The organism is Tanticharoenia sakaeratensis NBRC 103193 (assembly GCF_000963885.1).
GTDB lineage: Bacteria > Pseudomonadota > Alphaproteobacteria > Acetobacterales > Acetobacteraceae > Tanticharoenia > Tanticharoenia sakaeratensis.
Window position 1 is genome coordinate 41,975 of the sequence record NZ_BALE01000021.1, and the last position, 19,603, is coordinate 61,577.

A 19,603-nucleotide genomic window follows, 5' to 3' on the forward strand; every position below is an offset into this window, starting at 1 on the left:
CGCGCCATCAGCATGCCTGGCAAACATCAATTTGAGGCCAGAACGACATCAAATTGATGCTTTGATACACGTTTCGGTCCGCTATCGTGGTCGCAATCCCAGTGCCACCCTTCCTGAGGGAATGCCAAGATGTCTCTTCCGCCTGCCGATGACGTTCTCTTCGAGGTCCGTGGCCCGAAATCGTGGGAGTGCATGACTTCGGCGGAGCTGGCCGGGCAGCTTGCCGAGACAGATTGTGCCATCGTGCCGGTCGGCGCGGTGGAACAGCATGCCGGACACCTGCCGCTAGGGCAGGACAATTTCCAGATCAGCGAGATCGTTCGCCGGAGCGTCATTCAGCTTGCCGGCGAAAACCGGAATGTCATTTTCGGTCCGACAATTCCGTTCGGGCCGCTGGCCAATGTCCGGTTCCCGGGCTGCATCCATATCCGGCCCTCGACTCTGGCACTCCTGACGAAGGAAGTCTGCCTGAACCTTCATCGGGACGGCGTGAACACCATCGTACTTGCCATGGGGCATGATCTTTCGCTGGGCGCGCTGATGGTCGCGGCGCGCGAACTGGCAGAGGAAACCGAAGACAGGCTGCGTGTCATCGTCGCGAACTGGCTTCCCTACGTCGTGTCGCTGCTGCCTAAGACATTTCCGGGATTGCCGCCCGGTGGGCGGGACGGTCATGGCGGCGCGGGCGAGACTGCACGCATGTTGGCCCAGCATCCCAAACTCGTCCGATCCGATCTCGCGCGCGACTATCATGTCGCGGCAACGCGATCGGAAACACCGTTCGCCCATCCCGTGACGGCCGGCGGCGGCGTCTATGCACCACGTGCGACGACGATCCGCGATCAGGAATTTCAGGGCATTCTCGGCTGTCCTTCTCTCGGAACTGCGGAAATCGGCGAGGTTCTCTATGAGTCTCTCAGCCATTGGCTCAGCGATGTCGTGCGCGAATATTGCTTTGGTGCCTCGGAATCCTACAATTACTGAGAGCGGAGAAAATCGCGCCATGAACCGCCGCGGCTTCATCTCATCCTGTATGGCGGGATCGCTTGTTGGCGGCAGACGCGCCTTTTCCGATACCCCTCTGCGGACCTGTGCGTATCAGCTCAGCTGGATCAAGAACTTCCAGGGGGCAGGCGAATATATCGCGTCGGAAAAAGGGTTCTTTCGGGACGAAGGACTGGATGTGACGCTCCTTGCAGGCGGACCGACCATGCCGCACGAGCCGGCCGTCATGTCCGGCAAGGCGCTGCTGGCCCAGACAATGCCCGATAATACCGTCATGGCGAACATGCACGGCGCGACGCTGAAAATCATCGGTGCAGGATACCAGAAAAGCCCATTCTGCATCGCGTCCCTGCTTTCCGGTCATCCAATGCACACGCCTCAGGACATGGTCGGCCGTAAAATCGGCGTTCAGAGCGTCAATCTTGTTGTCTGGAGGACGTTCCTCCGCCTCAACCATATCGACCCGGCCTCTATCACGGTGGTGCCGGTCCAGTTCGACATGGCGCCCCTCATCGCCGGCGATGTCGATGGTTTTTTTGGCTATCTGAATGACAATGTCGTCCATCTCGAGGCCGCGGGGCATCGAACGGCGGTCGTACCCTTCGCGCAGTTCGGATACACGTTGATGGGCGCGACGCTCGCGGTCCGGGCAGACAGTCTTCAGGACCCGGTCCGGCGCGCCACGCTGGTGTCGTTCATGCGCGCGGACATGCGCGGGTGGCAGGCCGCGATAGCCGATCCGGCCCTGGGCGCAGACCTCACGGTGAACGATTTCGGAAAAGGCAACGGTCTGGACCCAAAGGCCGAGGAACAGTCCTGCCGCGCAAGCAACGCGCTGATGGTCGACGCGGATACGAACAGCAAAGGCCTGTTCTGGATGAGCGATGCCGCTGTGGCCGATGCGATACGCATTCTGCGCCTTGGAGGCCTGTCCGCCAGCCCGGACCTGTTTACCAATGAAATCCTCGTGGAGGCGCGGGCAGGCGCCGGGACACATTGAACTTCCGAAGAGGGACGCCCCATGGCCGAAAACTACCAAAGTCAGGATCTCTGGAGCCGCACGACGACCAGAAAAGGCTATGCGGCCGACGAACTGCGTTCGGTCCTTCAGAAATCGATCCGCCGCGGAATGCTGGAGGAAGCCATTCTCGCGGGCTGTGAACTGTTCTTCAGCAGCCCGGAAACCGAAGAGATGCTCTGGCGCCGTCTCGAAATCATCACGACGGAAGACGTCGGTCTCGGGCTTCCGAACGGCCCGGCGGTGATCGAGGCCCTCTACCGGCAGGCGAAGCGGATGGTCGATCCGGGCGATCGCTGGATGTACGGGGCTCATGCCATCCGGCTGCTGGCAACCGCCCCGAAGGACCGGCTCAGCATGGAACTCGCCTGCTGGGCACGCGAAAGTCTCGATCGGGGCGAGCGCCGCATCGAGATCGAAGACTATCATCTCGACATGCACACACGGCGCGGCGTCGAACGGGGCAACGGGCCGGAACACTGGTGGCGCAACGGCGCGCGACTGGACAACCAGATCAACGACACGCCGACCAAATACGACGCGTATCTTCGGAAACTGTATGCCGGGAGTGACGATGGAGAGAAAAGCTGAACGCGGAGCAGCGGCACTCTTTGGGCGCCGCGATCGCCGTTCGCGGCGTGACACGGACATTCACGCTCGGCGCACGTTCGGTCGTGGCACTCGAAGCGGTGAACCTCGAGATCCCGGCGGGAACGCTGGTCTCTCTCCTCGGGCCGTCCGGCTGCGGCAAATCGACGCTGCTGCGGCTTTTCGCGGGGCTGGACAAACCTGATGGCGGCTCCATCCTGATCGACGGGGGCGATCCGAATGAACTGCGCGCCAGTCATCGGATCGGCGTCGCATTCCAGGATTCGTCGCTTCTGCCCTGGCGCTCGGTCTGGTCCAATATCTGTCTGCCTCTTGAACTGGCAGGGCGGACGGCTGAACGGGCGGACATTCAGGGCCTGATCGACATGGTAGGCCTGTCCGGCTTCGAAAACGCACTGCCGGCACAGCTGTCGGGCGGAATGCGCCAGCGCGTGGCAATCGCCCGCGCACTGGTCGCGACCCCGTCCGTCCTTCTGCTGGATGAGCCGTTCGGCGCGCTCGATGAAGTCGTGCGGCTGCATCTGCACCTTGAACTGCAGCGCATTCGCGCGGCACGCCCTGTCACGACGCTGCTGGTGACACATACTGTTTCTGAGGCCGTGTTCCTGTCGGATCAGGTAGTGGTCATGGCATCCCGCCCGGGGCGGGCCGTTCGGACGATCGCTGTCGATCTGCCCTATCCGCGCACGCCTGCCACGCTCCGCAGCGCGCGTTTCCACGAACTTTGCGATCTCTGCAGCGAAGTCCTGTTTTCACATGCCTCCGGCATGGCCGCATCAACTGGAGTGCAGGAGTGAGCAGCCTCCGGCAAGGCGGCCGTGCGGAGCTGCTATGGGCCGTCAATTTCGTGGCGATCCTGCTCTTGTGGCAATGTGTCGGCTTCGCCACGGGGCTGCCGGGGCCGATCGCCGTCGTGCATCGTCTCAAGGTCGACGGGCCGGAACTATACTGGAATGCCGGGCTTTCCACGTTGCGATGTGCATTGCCGGGGTGGGTCGGCGCCTCCGCAGTGGCGGCTGTATGCGCCATGGTGGCCACGGTTTGGCCGGTCCTGGCGCCCGGGATCTTTCAGCTCGGCGTCATGTCCTACTGTCTGCCGTCGCTCGCCATCGGGCCCGTTCTGATGATCGTGCTCGATGGAGACGGGCCGCGCATCGTGCTTGCGGCACTTGCGTCGTTCTTCACGATGCTCGTGGGCACGATGACCGGGCTGCGCGCATGTCCGCCGTTCCAGACGATGCTGGTCACGGCATTCGGCGGAACGTCATGGCAGGCCCTCTTCAAGGTCCGCCTGCGCGCCGCGGTCCCGTCATGGTTCGCGGCCCTGCGGATCTCGGCGCCCGCTTCCCTGCTGGGGGCGATGATCGGAGAATTCCTGGGTGCGGAACATGGTCTCGGCGTGCTGCTGATCAATGCCCAGCAAAGCCTCGATCTGTCGCGGACCCTGACCGTGACCCTGACGTCGGCGGCCTTTGCAGGCGTGCTGTATGGCGTTGTCGGGATCGCAGGCCATATGTGCACGCGCTGGGCCCGCGACATGCCGCTGAATCTGGCGCGGGAGAGCGAAGCCTTGCGCGTCGGTTGGGCGAACACTGCCCAGCGCACAGAGGCGGCGCTGCTTGCCGCCGGCCGTGTGATCGCGGCAGTGATGGTTGCACTCGGCGCATGGTGGCTGGCTCTGCGTCTCTCAGGCGTGACGCCTTACGTCGGGCGGTCGCCGCTCGACGTGCTGCACTATCTCACAGACCGTACCGACGGAGCGGCCCGCATCGGCGAGATTGTCCGCGAGCTGGGCACGACGCTGCTGGACATGGCAGCGGGCCTGACCGGCGGGATCGGGGCAGGGCTCGGCCTCGCCGTGCTCTCCCAGATCTGGCCTCCGCTTCACCGGCTGCTCGCGGGGCCTGTGTTCATCATGCAGGCCATGCCGCTCGTGGCGACGACACCGCTCCTCATCCTGCTGTTCGGGCGAGGCGAAGCCATCGTCGTCATCGTAGGAGCTATCGTCACGTTCTTTCCGATTTTCGTCAGCGTGTCCCAGTCCTTTGCGTTGACGCCTCGCTCGGCGCTCGATCTGATCGCGGCCAACGGCGGCGGCCGCCTGGCCGCGCTGCGCAAGGTTCAGGTGCCGGCGGCCCTGCCGTCCCTGTTTGCAGCCTTGCGAATCACGGTGCCTCTATCAATGACGGGCGCGCTGATCGCCGAATGGCTCGCAACCGGGCGAGGCACGGGCTACATGCTGCTCAATGCCGTGTCGATGTCGGATTATGACGGACTATGGGCGCGTGTTGCCGTGACGACTACCGTTTCGATGGTTCTTTACGGGCTGATCGGCTGGATCGAACTCGCCGTTGGCCGCGCGTTGACGGCCGGCCGCGCCTGACGATCTTTTTCGCGCGCGTCCACTTCTGCGGTTCGCGACCGGCAGAAGCGCGTCATCGAGCACATTGAGCCCATGTTCGAGAAAATTCTGACAAGCGGCTGGAAGAGTGGCATCCGTCACGACACAGCATCCCATCAGGCTGTATCGCGCCAAGGGTTCCTCGATCGGTACGTAAGATAATGTCAAACTGCGTGGAGACAGCTTCTCCGGTAGCGGCGTCTGGAGCGATACGAGATCGCTTCGGGTTGCGAAATCCCGCATGAGCTGAAAGGAATTCGTCGTGAGGAACGGCAGGCATCCGGGCGGCTCCCGCATGGCAAGCCTTTTCTGAAAAGCGCTCAGATAGGCTGCGTCATCCGGCAGCGCCAGCGGGTATGCCCCGCATTCGCGAAGGGTTACGGACTCCCGGGAGGCCAACGGGTGGTCATGACGCATCACGGCACACGTCTCGAGTGCATATTCCCGCAGCACCTGAATATTCATGTCCGCAGGCACATCATAGACGAACACGATGTCGAGACGGCCATCGTCGAGAAGCGCCAGTAGTTCGGGTGCACGCCCGGTCCTGACGGTGAAACGCACATGGGGCTCATGCGCCGTGAAAGACAGGATCAGATGTGGAAGCAATTCCCGCGCCAGCGCGTCGTGAGCACCGATCCGGACATGTCCAAGTGGAAGGCGACGCAGGTCGGCCAGCTCTTCCCCCGTCACGGCGATTTCGTCGAGGATCCGCGTAACCCTGCGCAAAAGCGTTTCGCCGGCATCGGTCAGCTTCAGGGCCCGACGCCCGCGTTCGAACAGGGGCAGCCCGATGGCGGCCTCCAGCTGCCGCACATGACGGTTGACCGCGGACGGCGCGATATTCAGTTCCTCGCCCGCGGAACGAAACGAGCCGGTGCGGGCGACAGCATTGAAATAGCGCAATGCCGGCAGGTTCTGCAGCACCCGCGTCAGACCTGACGGCAGCAGATCGGATCTCCCCCGGGTATTGCTAGGTGCTTTGCCGCGCACGGAAACACTCCTCCAGATATCCCAGGGCCTGATAGACGGTGACGGAAAAACCGGTTGCAAGAAAACTCGCGGCAATGGCCCGCGCCATTGCAAGGTCGTTGCGCGCGGCCGCGAACGCGTAACCCAAGCCCCCCGTATTCGTGAGATATTCGCTGACCAACGCAGTCATGAGCGCGGTCGCGGCGGCAACACGGAGCCCGGCTGCCCAGTCGGCCAGCGCGGACGGGATCGCCAGTTCACGGAGGCGGCGCAGACGGCCTGCACCCAGAACCTGCATGAGGTCATTGCTGCCGGGCGGCACGGCCATGAAGCCTGCACTCGTGAATACATAGATCGGAAAGAAACTGCCGAGTGCCACGATCGACAGAGAAGCTCCCGTGCCGTAGCCGAACAGACGGACCGCAACCGGAATGAGTGCCACGATCGGAACCGAGTTGAAGATCAGACCGAACGGCGTGAGCATGGCGCCGAGGAGGCCGGAATACCATCCGGCCACGGCAGCGCCCGTGCCACAGGCTGCCCCGATGGCCAGACCGCCCCCGGCCAGCCACAGCGTCTCGACACTTCTCTTCCAGTAAAACGCCGGATGATCCACCACCTCCTGCAAAACGGCGGCAGGATGCGGCAACACGATCGCATTGACGTCCGTGATCACGACATAGGCCTGCCACAGCCCGATGATCGCAAGTAACGGCAGAATAGTGGCACTTCCGCCGCGCAGCGCGGCCAGCAGTCGTTTCCTCATCGATAACGCTCCGAAATTCCCCGCAGGACGAGCGTCCATCCCCCGTAAAGCGTCAGTGAAACTGCAACCGACAACGTAACCGCGCTCCACAGAAGCGTAATCTGCGCATTCTGCATGGCATTGATCACCAGGACACCTATCCCGCGCGGCAGGCCGAACCATTCACCCACAAGCGTGCTCAACAATGCCGCCGGCACGGCGACGCGCAGTCCGTTGACCAGCGCGGGCAGGGCTGCCGGAAGATCGACGGATACCAGCCGGCGGATCCGCCCACTTCCCATGACGCTCATCAGATCGCCCCAGGCCCGTGGTGCCGTCCCGAAAGCCTTGCACAGGGAAACGTGGATGACGAAAAACGTGCTGTTGGCCGCGAGAGCCACGGGCGTCGCCTCGCGGCCAAAGGTCAGAATCAGGATCGGGGCCGTAGCCACGGACGGAAGGGCATAGAGAAAGGCCGCCATACGATCGAACGGGCGATGCAGTCGCGGCAGAAACAGGACGAGGACGGCGCTTCCGATTCCGAGTGCTGCGCCGAGCCCGTAGCCCGGCAGCATCGACGACAGCGTGGCGGCCATCGCGCGCCCGAAAAGAGACCGATGGTTCACTGAAGCCAGCATGGCAAGAATTGCCGAAGGTGCGGGCAGGCTCCGGGCATCTGCCCCGTACTCGGCCGCGATTTGCCACAGCGTGACGATTACCGCGAAGCCAAGCACCCTTGGCATGGCACGCCGGACGGGGCCCGTCACGCGCCGGCCGTCCTGCTCGCGCCGGTCGATGGTACATCGACACCATGATGGGCCTGGGCCAGCATTTCGGTCAGATCGTCGACGAGGTGATGAAAGTCATGGCTGCGCAGCAGGGGCGGCGTGCGCGGTCGCGAAAACGGGACCGTCAGGTCATGGATGATACGGCCTGGCCGACCGCTCATGACGACAACGCGATCGGCGAGGAACAGCGCCTCGGGCACGTCATGCGTCACGAGCAGAGTCGTCGTGCGCTGCCTCAGCCAGATGTCCTGAAGCTCGATGTTCATCTGCTGGCGGGTGATGAAGTCGAGCGCGCCGAAAGGTTCGTCGAGAAGGAGCACGTCAGGGCGCAGCACGAGTGCGCGGGCGATGGCCGCGCGCTGTCGCATGCCGCCCGACAGCTGCCGCGGTCTGGCATGTTCGAAGCCCTTCAGCCCGACCAATGCCAGCAGTTCGGAAATCCGGTGATGATCGACGGCGCGTCCGGCAACACGATAGGGTAGGGCGACGTTCGCCGCGATCGTGGCCCAGGGAAGCAGGGCATGATCCTGAAAGGCAACGCCGAGGCGATGTGCGCGGGCCAGCGTGGCCGGCGTGTCCTGTCCGATCGAGACCGTGCCCTCGTCCGGCGTTTCGAGGCCGGCCACGAGCCGGAGCACCGTGCTCTTGCCGCAACCGGAAGGCCCGAGTATCGCAACGAAAGCACCGGCAGCCATGTCGAGGGAAAACGCATCGAGGGCCGTGGTCTGCGCGCCGCGCCGGAGCCGGAAACGACGGGTAACGCGGTCCAGCCGGAGCGGCGGCGACGCGACAGCGGATGCGTCGGTCACGAGGCTGCGATCAGATCATGAAAGCGCTTCATGATCTGCGGGCGGCGGTCGGCCAGACGCTTGCGGATATCCTCGAGGTCGATGGTCAGGAGACGTCGGTCCTGCAGCACGAGTTCGCCCTCGATGATCACGTCGCGCACGTCCCGGCCCACGATGCAGCTTGCCGCGAGGAACAAGGCGTCATCGGTCCCCATCTGGTCGGCATCGGTCCGATCGACCAGAACCAGATCGGCCCGACATCCGGCTTCGAGGCGCCCCAGCGTGTCGCCCATGCCGACGGCACGCGCCCCGCCCCGTGTGGCCACGCGCAGCAGATCCTCGGCACCCATCGGCACGCGCTGGTGGTACGGATGCCCGATGGACGCGGCCTGTCCGATCCGGGCCGCATGGGCGACCTGAAACAGGTCCATCGATGCGGCCGAGGCGGCACCGTCTGTGCCCAGGCCGATCGCCACGCCACGGCGCCACATTTCCTGCAGGCGTGGAATGCCGATGCCGTAATTGCCCTGAGCGCAGTGGCAGGCTGACAGGTTGTGCTCAACGTAGAGGTCGACTTCCTCGGGCGAGAGAATTACCGAGTGGGCACAATGCAGATGTGGCCCAAGTGCTCCGAGATGTCGGAGATATTCCGTCGGCCGCACGCCGTGATGTTCGAGCGCGTAGTCGACTTCGTATGTGCCTTCCGCCAGATGGGTATGGACCCGTGTCCGGTGCGCGCGCGCCTCATCAGCGATCCTGCCGATCAGTTCGGGCGTGCACACGATGATCTGCCGAAGGGACATCCATGCCTTCACCCTGGGATGATCCCGCCAGCGTTCCACCAGCGCCACATTGCGGGCGACGGCCTCGTCCGTATCCATGACCATTGTGCCGGGCACGCAGCGGCCGGCAAAGGACGTGTCGCGATCGACGGTTGAGAGCGAAACGAATCCGCGGATGCCGGTGTCAACCGCGGCGCGGGCCATCTCGTCCGGATGCGGACCGCCTGCTTCGGCAAAGCACGTAGTCCCGCACAGGATCATGTTGGCATAAGCCACAAGGCCGCTGAGATAGACGTCCTCCGGTTCGAGAAGACTTTCAAACGGAACGTAGTAGTTCTTCCACGGCGGGTTGCGCAGCGGCCCGATCCGGCTCAGCTCGGACAGCGTTCCGCGAAGAAGCTGCTGTGCCGTATGCACATGGGCATCGATGAGACCCGGTAGAATGATCTTGCCGCGTCCGTCCACGCGCCGGGTGGCCGGATGCATTGTCGCGTCTTCGGCGGTGCCGATCCAGGCAATCCGATTGCCGCTGATGCCGACTGCGCCATCCCGAATGACCCGGCCGGCATCGTCCATCGTCACGATGTCGCCACCCGTCACCAGAAGATCGAACATTTCTGCCATGATCAGAGATACTCCCGTGGCAGCCCGGCGGCGGCCTCATAAACGATCGAGAAATCGGCAAGTCGGTCAACCGGAGGAAGGGCCTTGTGGCCTGCAGCGCGCGCGCCTGCATACATCGGCCCTTCCATCAGTGCCCGGTCAAGCGCCAGCCGCGGGCGACCCGGGTGGTCGGGATAGCGCGTGAGTGGAATCTGCATGAGATTCTGGCCGAGCTGCTGGGCCGGGTCGAGGCCGAGATCGGCACCGTATCGTTCCACAGCCAGACGCGGCGCGAGCGTCGGTTGGCGTGCGTTCAGGGCCCAGCCGGTCATGAGACCGCGCAGGTATGCGATCAGATCCTGGCGCCTGTGGACGAGCATCTCCCGGGTGGTCGCCAGCAGCGCGGCGTAGCTACGGAAACCGATATCGTCGAACGCCGAGAAGAAGAAATCCCGGTTCTTGACCAGGCCCTGCCGTTCGAGGATGAGAGTCTGGTTCGTATCGAAGCCGATATAGGCATCACCATCGCCGTCCAGCAGAGGCTGGGGCGAAAACCCGGCCGCAAGCTGCGTCCAGCGTTGAGGCAGGCCTGCCATCGCGAGGGTGGCATTGACGGCGATCGCCTCGGGCGGCCCGGGTGTCAGGATGCGCGCATCGAGAAGATCCGATGCCCGGGTGACGGGATGTCGCGCAAGCGAAATGATGCCGAGCGCATTGCGTGGAAACACAGCGGCTATGAGCATCTGATCATTGCCGCGCGCCACGGCTTCGAGAAACGGCAGCCAGCTGACATACCCCAGTTCCGCCTCGCCCGCGGCCAGCATGATCGACGTGGCAAGCGCGTTCGGCCCCCCTGGGAACCATTCGACCAAAACGCCCTGCCGTTCGAAAAGGTGCTGATCGAACGCGACCCATTCGCCTGCATACTCCACATTCGGCACCCAGCCGAACTGAAGGCGGAGCCTATGAAGTCGGCCTTGGCTCCTTGGTTTGCATCCTGCAAGCGACGCTGCTGCAAGTCCAGTCAGGGTGGTGCGCCGGTCTATGACCGGAGTGATCATGCTGGAACGTGAGCGGCGCAACATCTGCTCAATATCATTGCATTATTCCGGCCTTGCAAGCAGATCGTTCCGGGAAGAGAAACTTTGATGTGTCATGCCGGAGAGCATCGTCGCGTTCACGGCCATATGGGTCTGACAAAAGGCCTTTTCCCGATTGCGTCTTCGTATCGGGGGCAATGATAGCGACAGCTGACACCGCATGCCGTCGAGGCGCTCGCCGGAACCCGAGCAGACACCTTTTCCGAAATCCTCTCAGATGACAGCAGACAAAAGGATGACGCTGTCTTTTCCTTTTATTCCTGATAATATGTCGGAAGTCATCGCGTCGTTGGAGGCCATGCATGTCATATCGGCCGAACGACACGAGTCGGCATGTTGCAATGGTGCGGCTCTGGCGGAAAGCCTGTTCGAGACTCTTGCCGACACGTTATGAAAGTCTGAGCGAAGTCCCGCGCTGACAGCTCAGGCCGGCGCTTCATCTCGATATGAACCGTCCTGCAGTACCTGCCTGTTCGAGCTGAAATCGAAGGCGCCCTTACGCGTTTGCACCCGCGTGGCTTCTCATGTGGCCGGAGGCCTCCATGCCCTTCATATCCGCAAGGCTGGTGCCCCTTGTCCTGAGGGTCGCCTGTCTTGTCTAGGCCTGTGCCAATTCAATCTTCCACCGGTGACAAAAGTAACCCGTTAGTCCGGCGCAGGATCGTCCCGGGAGCGCTTTTGTCAGGCCGGAAGTATTCGCGGCCAACGATCTCTGCAATGCCATGCTGCGGTCGGGAGCGTTGAATTTTGGAGACTGACCGGCCTTACGGCACCCGCACGGCAGGGGGTGGCGTCGGGCCGTTCGGATTGGGCTCGCGCGTGCCATGATCGGCGATCGTCCTGTCGGCGGGGGCGCTGCACGCGGCGAGCATCAGGAGCGCGATGGCAGATGCGATACGGGTTATCTTCGTCATGGGAATCTCCCGGCAGCTCTCATGTGAGAGTTGGCAATCCTGGCAACAACTTGTCCAGTGTTATCGGAAAGCTGCGCACCCGCACGCCGCAAGCGTCGAAAATCGCATTCGCGATGGCTGCGCCGGCGCCGTTGATCCCGACTTCCCCGATCCCCTTGATGCCGATCGGATTGGCGACAGGTTCGATTTCCGGCAGCAGCATGACGTCGATTGCGCCGACATCGGCCATGATCGGTACATGATAATTTGCAAGATCACGCATGACGAACTGACCGCGTGGATCGACGACATTGCCCTCGATCAGGGCCGAAGACAGGCCCCAGATCATGCCACCCAACGCCTGTGATCGTGCCGTGCGCGCGTTCAGGATGCGCCCGGCGGCAAACGCGCCCAGCATCCTGCGACAACGCATCTCTCCCGTTACGGCATTGACCGCGACTTCGACGAAATGGGCGCCGAACGTCGCTTCGGCATAGCGCTTGGCTTCCATGCCGGGCGCCGTATGGCCCTGTACCGTCAGCCCCGCTGCGCCCACGAGGCGGCCAAGCGGATAACGGCGATCACCTGCGATCAGCGCGCCATCGGCAAAGTGCAAATGCGTTCCGGCCGCAACCTCGGCTTTGGACTGCAACGCCCCCCGAAGTGCTACGCACGCTTCATAAAGGGCTGAACCGGCGCTTTCCGCACCGAATGACCCACCCGAACCGGCAGTCGGTGGAAAATCGGTATCACCGATCAAGACCGTGACGCGATCGAGTGGAATCCCCATCGCCTCGGATGCGATCTGCGACAGGACCGTAATGCTGCCGGTGCCGGGATCGGTCATCGCCAGCCGCGCCACGAGGACGCCGTCAGGAGCCAGTGTGACCTCCGCGCTCGATGGCCGCAGCATGTTGTCGCGCATCGCAGCGGCAACCCCGTATCCGATCAGCCACTCGCCTTCACGCCGCTTCCTGCGGGTCGACCAGCCGAACTTCTCTGCGCCCTGCCGCAGACATTCCGCAAGATGGCGGCTGCTGAAGGGCTGACCCGTGCTCGGATTGATCTGAGTATCGTTCCTCAGACGAAACTCGACTGGATCAAGCCCGCAGAGCCGCGCGGCTTCATCGATCCCACTTTCCAGGGCAAGCGTGCCCGACGCGTCCCCCGGCGAACGCATGGAATCAGACCGCGGCAGGTCGAGGCGTGCAATGCGCTGCGTGGTTTGGATGGCATCCGCACGATAAAGGCCCTTCGCACCCATCGTGTCCCCATCGAGATAATTGTCGAACGATGCCGTCTGCGACACGACGTCATGCGCCAGGGCATGGATATGCCCATCTGCGCCGACCCCGATGCGCACATGATGCAGAACGGCGGGACGATGGGTGGTCGCGGTGAACATCTGCTGCCGCGTGAACGAGAACTTGACCGGCTGCTTCAGGATCCGGCTGGCGATCGCACACGCGACCGAATCCGAAAAGTAAGGCAGCTTCCCGCCAAATCCGCCGCCGATCAGGCGGGCGACCACGCGGACCCGGTCTTTCGGCAGGCCGAAAGTCGCCGCGAGACCCTCCTGCATCGCATCAGGGATCTGGGCCGGTGCATAGACGGTGAGCTTGCCGTCCTTCCAATGCGCAAGGCTGCCCTGAAGCTCCATCGCCGCGTGATTCTGATACGGCGTATCGTAACGGACGTCGATCTGATGCGGCGACTGCGCGAAGGCCTCATCGAAATTGCCGGTCCGGCTGTCAGCCGATTTGCCGCCATGCAATGGAGCGGGATTGATGCCGCCGCTCTCTTTCAGGACGATACTGGCATCGAGAGGCTCATAGCGTACCGAGACAAGATCCGCTGCCGCCGTGGCGTTTTCGAATGTATCCGCCACGACAAATGCCACGGGTTCGCCGAAGTAACGCACGGTGCGGTCAAAAAAGACCGGCTGGCTGCGCGCGAAACGGACAGGCGCGTTCAATGGCCCCCAAGGCGACTGTCTTGGAACGTTGTCAGCCGTCAGGACGAGCCGGACGCCGGGCATGGCCTGCGCGTTCTTCGTATCGATGGCGGCGATGCGGCCGCGCGCGATGGTCGACAGAACGGCAGCCCCATACAGGATCGGTTCGGTCGCACCGATCTGGTCAGGCTGATATTCGACGGAATAGAGGGCATTCCCCGTGACCTTCGAATGGCCTTCACGACGGACGTTGCCGGGCCCGATCGGCGCGCTGAGTTCCGGTGCGGGCAGGAGCGCGTCTGGTGCTTGCGGCATGGCGGTCAGGCTCCCAGAACGGCGATCAGGGTGCGATGGGCGAGCGCGATCTTGAAATCGTTGTCGCCATGCCCCGCGGCGCCGGCGAGAGCGATATCGCACGCGGTCGAGATTGCTTGCGCATTGCGCGGCTTTCCACGCAGCGCTGCCTCGGCGGCCTCGATGCGCCACGGCTTGGGCGCAATCCCCCCGAACGCAAAGCGCACGCGTGTGAAATGTCCTTCCTCGACAGCCGCGATCGCGCCGACCGATACGAGCGCGAACGCATAGCTCGCCCGATCGCGCACCTTGCGATAGCTCTGCATGCCCTGTGGCGGCGCGGGCAGCGAAACGCCGGTGATCATCTCCCCCGGCGTCAGTACGGTTTCATGTTGCGGCGCCGCATCGGGCAGCACGTAGAAATCGTCGATCGGTATGCGGCGATGCGCACCGTGTGCGTCTGTGGTCTCGACGACCGCATCGAGGATCCGCATTGCGACCGCCATGTCCGACGGATGCACGGCAATGCAGGACGCGCTGCCGCCGACGATGGCGTTCATCCGGTTCGCACCATCAAGCGCACCACACCCGCTCCCGGGCGCGCGCTTGTTGCAGCGATCGGACGTATCGTAGAACTGGACGCATCGTGTCCGCTGCAGGAGATTTCCGCCCGTCGTCGCCATGTTGCGGATCTGGCCGGATGCCCCAGCCAGAATCGCGCGGGACAGCAACGGATAATGCTCCCGGATCAGCGGATGCGCCGCGAGGTCGGCATTGGTGACGAGCGCCCCGATCCGGACACCGCCATCAGGCAGCCTGCGGATCTCTTTCAGGCCCGGAATGCGATTGACGTCGATCAGGGCGGAGGGCCTTTCGATCGAAAGTTTCGCAAGGTCGAGCAGGTTCGTGCCCCCGGCGATCACCTTGGAGCCCGGGCGCTGCGCCGCACGCGTCGCCTCGGTGACGTCCCGCGCCCGCATGTAGGAAAAGGACTTCATGCCCCCTCCCGCGATACGGCCAGGATCGCTTCGGCAATGTTCGGATAGGCACTGCACCTGCAGATGTTGCCTGACATCCGTTCATGAAGCTCGGCCGGGGACAGTTCCGGATGGGCCGACAGATCGTCTGTCACGAGGCTCGGTGCGCCGTTTCGCCACTCGTCCAGCATCCCGACCGCCGAGCAGATCTGTCCCGGCGTGCAGTATCCGCATTGGAAGCCATCGTGTTCCAGAAAGGCTGCCTGCATCGGATGCAACTTGGCGTCCGGCCCGTGGCCCTCGGCCAGCCCTTCGACTGTCGTGACGTGATCGCCGTCGTGCATGACCGCAAGGCTGAGACAGGACAGCACGCGACGCCCGTTGACCAGCACGGTGCAGGCTCCGCATTGGCCATGGTCACACCCCTTCTTGGTGCCTGTGAGCATCAGGCGCTCCCGGAGCAGGTCCAGCAGCGTCACACGCGTATCAACCGTCATCTGGTGTGGGGCACTGTTGATAACGATGGAAAAACTGCCCGTCAGGGCGTCCCGCGCGGCGTCAGGATCAGGGGGTGCCGCCTGCACGAGGCCTGTCTGCGCGACGGCCGCGGCGAGGGCGGAGCCCTGCATGAGGCGTCGCCGGCCAAAAGCCGGCCCGGAATGGCGTGTTGATGGAATGCTGTCCGACATCGTTCGACCCTAACGGCCGCTGACACCACTCGCTAGGACAAGGACACGAATAACGCGCATGTGTACTAGCGTCCGGTCAGACATTTCGCGGTTCTGACGGCGTCCTCCGCCTTGTGTTTGGCGGCTTCTGTCGTCTTGTGGCGGATGCGGATCGTCATGCGATCGAGAGGGACGATGTCCGCTCCGGGCCGGATCCCTGCTTTCAGCCGTCCAGACAGGGCGCGCCGAATTCCAGATGCCGACCATCGGGACGGGCCATCGGGCTCACGATCCGTTCAGGAGCGCGTTTGATCGGCACAATGCGGAAATGGCCCTCCTGTAATCTCCCGGGCCGGGTTACGGAAAGCCGCACACGAACGCGTGTCCGACCATGTTCTGCTCGGCGGTCACGGTGTGCCTGCTGATGTCGGACAGGACGATCAAATTCTCACCCGCTGACACGTTTTGATTTGTCCAAACGAGGTGCCGCGGATGAGGAACCTGGTTCGTCACCGCGCATTATCTCGGGTCAGGAAATGGAGGCGAACCATGGAAGACGCCCGCTTCACACAGCATCGCGCTTCGGCAGATGATCATGAGCCTGACCTGCCCGGACATCCGCCTGCCCCCCCCGATCCGCCGACCGAGCCGCCACCGCCTCCAGCGCCGATTGAAGTGCCGCCGCCAGTGATGGAGCCGGATGGCGAGGAGGTCGATCCGCTGGATTATCCGGATGTCGACGAGCCGGTTGAGCCGCCGGAGCCGGACGATGATGACGAAGGGCCCGTAGCCGACTGAGCGGTGGGAGTTCACCATGCGTAGAGGACATATGATCGCAGGGGTTACGATCCTTGCGGTCGCGATGCTGCTTATTGCGTACCTGTTCTCCGGCCGTCAGTCATCGACGACGCCCGCGGAAGACCATACGCAGCATGTCTCGCCCCAGGCCGAGCTGATCGTGCCGAACCTGCCGTCCATGATGCAGTGGCACATGGCAGCGTAACGAGACGCCAGACTGGGCAGTTCTGGACTGCCCAGCGACCTCAGCCACCGAGTGATGTCGCTGTTGCAGGAGGAATCGGGCTTCTGGTCGGAAGATTGTATTCGACCTTGCCATAAGAGGACCCGGAAAGATCGCCTAAAGGCAGATCATAAAGTACTGAGAAGGAATAGTCAGAAAGCCTGACATGTCACAAAGGCAGTCAGGGTCGTGTGGCAAAGTTATATTGGCATTCCTCCAGATCCGTAGTGTCCATACGGGAATTCGATCGGTATCCGGAGAAGGGCTTGCGGCGCGTTTCATACTTTCGTGACGACGAGTGCAACATGCCTGTATGGAAGCTGCAGCTTCCACACACGAAGATCGGGCAGGCACTGCTTCATTTCAAACGCAGTGCCCATCGCCTGTGTCTGATAATCAACGGAAATAATTTGAGGCTTGCGGGAATGCAGCCATCTGCCCCCGTGCTGCGTCAGCACGGCTTCCCATATAAAGCTGGCGGAACCCGCAGGCCTGGGCAACCGGCAGACACATCGCTCCCTTGAACATGCTCCCGTCAGTCGACAAGATGGCCGCGCAGGGTCGATCCTTCATAAGCCGTGCGAAACAGCCCGCGCGCCTGCAGAAGCGGCACGACCTGATCCACGAAATCCTCGATCCCGCCGGGGATCGTGGCGGGCATGATGTTGAACCCGTCTGCGGCTCCTGCGCGGAACCGGGCTTCCATTTCGTCGGCCACGTCGACCGCGGTTCCGACGACTCTCAGATGGCCTCTTCCGCCTGCCGCATATTGCGCCAGTTCACGCAAGGTCATGGTGCGGCTCGCTTCCAGAAGCACCTGGAGCGATGCGGTCCCGAAGCGGGTCTGCAGCGTCTGCGGCAGGGGCTGATCGAGATCGAAGGAGGCAAGATCGACGTCGTTGCCGATCCAGTTCTGCAGGAAGCCGAGCCCCAGGGCCGGGTCGGTCAGCGCTTTCAGTTGCACGTCGCGCTCCTGCGCCTCGGCGCGCGTGCGTCCGATGACCGGGGACAGACCCGGCATGACCTTGAGAGATGCCGGGTCACGTCCGAAGCCCGTGACCCGCGCCTTTACGTCTCGGTAAAATGCACAGGCCGCATCGAGGTCGTTCTGAACCGTATAGATCATTTCCGCATAGCGCGCCGCGAGAGCGCGGCCTGCGGGCGATCCGCCGGCCTGCACCAGAACCGGTGCACCCTGTGGCGACGGCGGCAGGTTCATTGGCCCCATGACCTTGAAGAATTCGCCCCGATGATCGAGCGCGCATGCCTTATCGGGATCGAAGAGGCGTCCCGTTGCCTTGTCGGGTCGCACCGATCCTTCTGGCCAGCTGCGCCACAGACGCATGACCACGTCGCAGAATTCCTCCGCCTTGCGATAGCGCCAGGCGTGATCGGGGATGCCATCAAAACCGAAATTGCGTGCTTCCACGTCGGAGACGCCCGTCACGAGATTACAGCCGACGCGTCCGCCGGAAAGATGGTCGAGGGAGAGCACGCGTCGTGCGACGTGATAGGGATGATCGTAGGTCGTGTTCTGTGTGACCACGATGCCGATCCGGCTCGTCACGGCCGCGACCGCTGCAGCCGATGTCAGAGGCTCCTCAATGAAGACGCCGCGCCCGCTTTTCGACATCGTCTCGAAGTCGAGATCCGGAAGACCGGCAGACTCCGCAAAAAACACCGTGTCGAAAAGACCACGCTCCGCAACGCGTGCGGTGTGCGTCAGTGACCGGAGCGTCGTAGCTGGTTCGACGGCGGTATCGGGATCGCGCCAGGCGGAGACATGATGCCCCGTGTTGAGCACGAAGAGACCAAGATGCATTTTCCTGTTCACGTTCAACCTCCTGACTGGATAAGACGAATTCCCAGAACGGTTCGATCCTGACATGATTGCGCGGTATGCGCCGGCATGTCGCTGGTTCGCTGTTGGAGAAAACCATGATGACCAACGCCGGCACCATGCGCGCCGTCCGCCTTCTGGAGCCGCGAGCGCCGTTCGTCCTGAAGGCCGTCTCCATTCCGCAGGCCGGACCTGGCGAAGTGCGGATCCGGATCGGCGCGTGTGGCATCTGTCGAACCGAACTGCACCTGCGTGACGGCGGCCTCGATCTGGGCGCGCGCGATTTCACCGTCGGACACGAAATCGCGGGCATCGTGGACCAGGCAGGAGAGGGCGTTTCGCAGGATCGGCTCGGGGAAAAAGCCGTCGTTTATTATTATCAGGGATGCGGTCATTGCCGATATTGCCGGAGCGGGGAGACGCAGCTCTGCCCGACGCCCGTAGCACAGCCGGGTTTTTCGGCAGATGGCGGTTATGCCGAATACATCGTTGTGCCGGCCGCCAATGCGGTGACGCTTCCCGCTGCCGCCGATCTGGCCGAGGCGGCCCCTCTGGGATGTGCCGGATCGACGGCGGTTCATGCCTGCGGTCTGGCCCGGATCAGGACCGGTGACTGGGTTCTGGTCAATGGCGCCGGCGGGGTCGGACTTGCGATCGTTCAGGTGGCGCGCGCGGCGGGCGCCCGCGTCATTGCCGTCGGCCTCGGGGCGCAGAGCCTGGCACTTGCAACCGAACTGGGTGCCGAGGCGGTCATCGACGCCGCGTCTGAAAATGTCCTTGCCCGTGTGACGGAAATCACGGGGGAGGGTGTCGATGCGGCCTTCGAGCTGGTCGGGCGGGAGGCGACGATGCGGATCGCAACCGAGGTGTTGCGGCGACGCGGGCGTCTGGTCCTGATCGGCTATACCGGCGACGACTATGTCGTGCATCCGGTTGCGCTGATCGTGCGGGAAATCGCCGTCATGGGCTCCGTCGGTTCGACCCTGCAGGATCTTCACGACGCAGTGGCGCTGTATGCGCGCGGCCTGCTGCGCTCGCCGATCGCACAGCGCCTGCCGCTCGATGCCTTCGAAGAGGGGCTTGCGCTGACGGAGCGCGGACATGTGCATGGCCGCGTTGCCCTGCTGCCGTAAGGCGCAATCGGC

General features: G+C 63.3%; 19 protein-coding genes. 8 read left to right on the forward strand and 11 right to left on the reverse strand.

What is annotated here, in order from left to right; all coding sequences use genetic code 11:
• The first annotated feature begins 129 nt into the window (after nt 1-129).
• The 5 genes from B8446_RS08860 to B8446_RS08880 are packed head-to-tail and all read left to right on the forward strand — an operon-like array spanning nt 130 to nt 5,015.
• Nucleotides 130-984 (forward strand): creatininase family protein, encoded by an 855-nt coding sequence (locus B8446_RS08860; RefSeq protein WP_084712211.1) that lies wholly within the window; start codon nt 130-132, stop codon nt 982-984.
• 19 nt (nt 985-1,003) lie between these two features.
• Nucleotides 1,004-2,005, forward strand: coding sequence for an ABC transporter substrate-binding protein (locus B8446_RS08865; RefSeq protein ID WP_048849001.1), 1,002 nt, complete (start codon nt 1,004-1,006; stop codon nt 2,003-2,005).
• Nucleotides 2,006-2,026: 21 nt separating this feature from the next.
• Nucleotides 2,027-2,614 (forward strand): ATPase AAA, encoded by a 588-nt coding sequence (locus B8446_RS08870; protein WP_048849002.1) that lies wholly within the window; start codon nt 2,027-2,029, stop codon nt 2,612-2,614.
• Between the two features lie 47 nt (nt 2,615-2,661).
• Nucleotides 2,662-3,429: an ABC transporter ATP-binding protein gene (locus tag B8446_RS08875; RefSeq protein WP_241767715.1), complete on the forward strand. Its 768-nt coding sequence runs from the start codon at nt 2,662-2,664 to the stop codon at nt 3,427-3,429.
• Nucleotides 3,426-5,015: an ABC transporter permease gene (locus B8446_RS08880; protein WP_048849004.1), complete on the forward strand. Its 1,590-nt coding sequence runs from the start codon at nt 3,426-3,428 to the stop codon at nt 5,013-5,015. Before B8446_RS08875 ends, B8446_RS08880 begins: the two co-directional genes overlap by 4 nt.
• On the opposite strand, the gene B8446_RS08885 is transcribed toward B8446_RS08880, so the two are convergent.
• From B8446_RS08885 to B8446_RS08925, 10 genes are all read right to left on the reverse strand, one after another.
• A complete protein-coding gene (locus tag B8446_RS08885; protein WP_148505922.1) occupies nt 4,908-6,026 on the reverse strand; it encodes a LysR family transcriptional regulator in 1,119 nt (372 codons plus the stop codon). The two genes, B8446_RS08880 and B8446_RS08885, sit on opposite strands and share 108 nt — an antisense overlap.
• Nucleotides 6,007-6,771: an ABC transporter permease gene (locus tag B8446_RS08890; protein WP_048849006.1), complete on the reverse strand. Its 765-nt coding sequence runs from the start codon at nt 6,769-6,771 to the stop codon at nt 6,007-6,009. Before B8446_RS08890 ends, B8446_RS08885 begins: the two co-directional genes overlap by 20 nt.
• The gene (locus B8446_RS08895; protein WP_148505924.1) at nt 6,768-7,517 is read right to left on the reverse strand and encodes an ABC transporter permease; all 750 of its coding nucleotides are present in this window, start codon (nt 7,515-7,517) and stop codon (nt 6,768-6,770) included. The genes B8446_RS08890 and B8446_RS08895 overlap by 4 nt, the downstream gene beginning before the upstream one ends.
• Nucleotides 7,514-8,347, reverse strand: a complete 834-nt coding sequence (locus B8446_RS08900) for an ABC transporter ATP-binding protein (RefSeq protein WP_048849007.1) — start codon at nt 8,345-8,347, stop codon at nt 7,514-7,516. The genes B8446_RS08895 and B8446_RS08900 overlap by 4 nt, the downstream gene beginning before the upstream one ends.
• Nucleotides 8,344-9,732 (reverse strand): amidohydrolase family protein, encoded by a 1,389-nt coding sequence (locus B8446_RS08905; RefSeq protein WP_048849008.1) that lies wholly within the window; start codon nt 9,730-9,732, stop codon nt 8,344-8,346. The genes B8446_RS08900 and B8446_RS08905 overlap by 4 nt, the downstream gene beginning before the upstream one ends.
• Nucleotides 9,733-9,734: 2 nt before the next feature.
• Entirely contained in the window at nt 9,735-10,643 is a 909-nt protein-coding gene (locus B8446_RS08910; RefSeq protein WP_158507548.1) for an ABC transporter substrate-binding protein, read from the reverse strand.
• Between the two features lie 932 nt (nt 10,644-11,575).
• The gene (locus tag B8446_RS16240) at nt 11,576-11,725 is read right to left on the reverse strand and encodes a hypothetical protein (protein WP_158507550.1); all 150 of its coding nucleotides are present in this window, start codon (nt 11,723-11,725) and stop codon (nt 11,576-11,578) included.
• A gap of 19 nt (nt 11,726-11,744) precedes the next feature.
• Nucleotides 11,745-13,973 (reverse strand): xanthine dehydrogenase family protein molybdopterin-binding subunit, encoded by a 2,229-nt coding sequence (locus B8446_RS08915; protein WP_048849009.1) that lies wholly within the window; start codon nt 13,971-13,973, stop codon nt 11,745-11,747.
• A gap of 5 nt (nt 13,974-13,978) precedes the next feature.
• The gene (locus B8446_RS08920; protein WP_048849010.1) at nt 13,979-14,950 is read right to left on the reverse strand and encodes an FAD binding domain-containing protein; all 972 of its coding nucleotides are present in this window, start codon (nt 14,948-14,950) and stop codon (nt 13,979-13,981) included.
• Nucleotides 14,947-15,558, reverse strand: coding sequence for a 2Fe-2S iron-sulfur cluster-binding protein (locus B8446_RS08925; RefSeq protein ID WP_241767716.1), 612 nt, complete (start codon nt 15,556-15,558; stop codon nt 14,947-14,949). The genes B8446_RS08920 and B8446_RS08925 overlap by 4 nt, the downstream gene beginning before the upstream one ends.
• Before the next feature lie 588 nt (nt 15,559-16,146).
• Here B8446_RS08925 and B8446_RS08930 point away from each other — a divergent pair.
• Nucleotides 16,147-16,395, forward strand: a complete 249-nt coding sequence (locus B8446_RS08930) for a hypothetical protein (protein ID WP_048849012.1) — start codon at nt 16,147-16,149, stop codon at nt 16,393-16,395.
• Between the two features lie 16 nt (nt 16,396-16,411).
• Nucleotides 16,412-16,600 carry a hypothetical protein gene (locus B8446_RS16055; RefSeq protein WP_148505925.1) on the forward strand — a complete coding sequence of 63 codons (189 nt, stop codon included), beginning with the start codon at nt 16,412-16,414 and terminating at the stop codon, nt 16,598-16,600.
• 553 nt (nt 16,601-17,153) lie between these two features.
• Here B8446_RS16055 and B8446_RS08935 read toward each other — a convergent pair.
• On the reverse strand, nt 17,154-18,452 hold the full coding sequence (locus B8446_RS08935; RefSeq protein ID WP_158507552.1) for an LLM class flavin-dependent oxidoreductase: 1,299 nt from the start codon (nt 18,450-18,452) through the stop codon (nt 17,154-17,156).
• Between the two features lie 104 nt (nt 18,453-18,556).
• Here B8446_RS08935 and B8446_RS08940 point away from each other — a divergent pair, with 104 nt between their 5' ends.
• Entirely contained in the window at nt 18,557-19,591 is a 1,035-nt protein-coding gene (locus B8446_RS08940; RefSeq protein ID WP_048849041.1) for an alcohol dehydrogenase catalytic domain-containing protein, read from the forward strand.
• Nucleotides 19,592-19,603 lie beyond the last annotated feature (12 nt).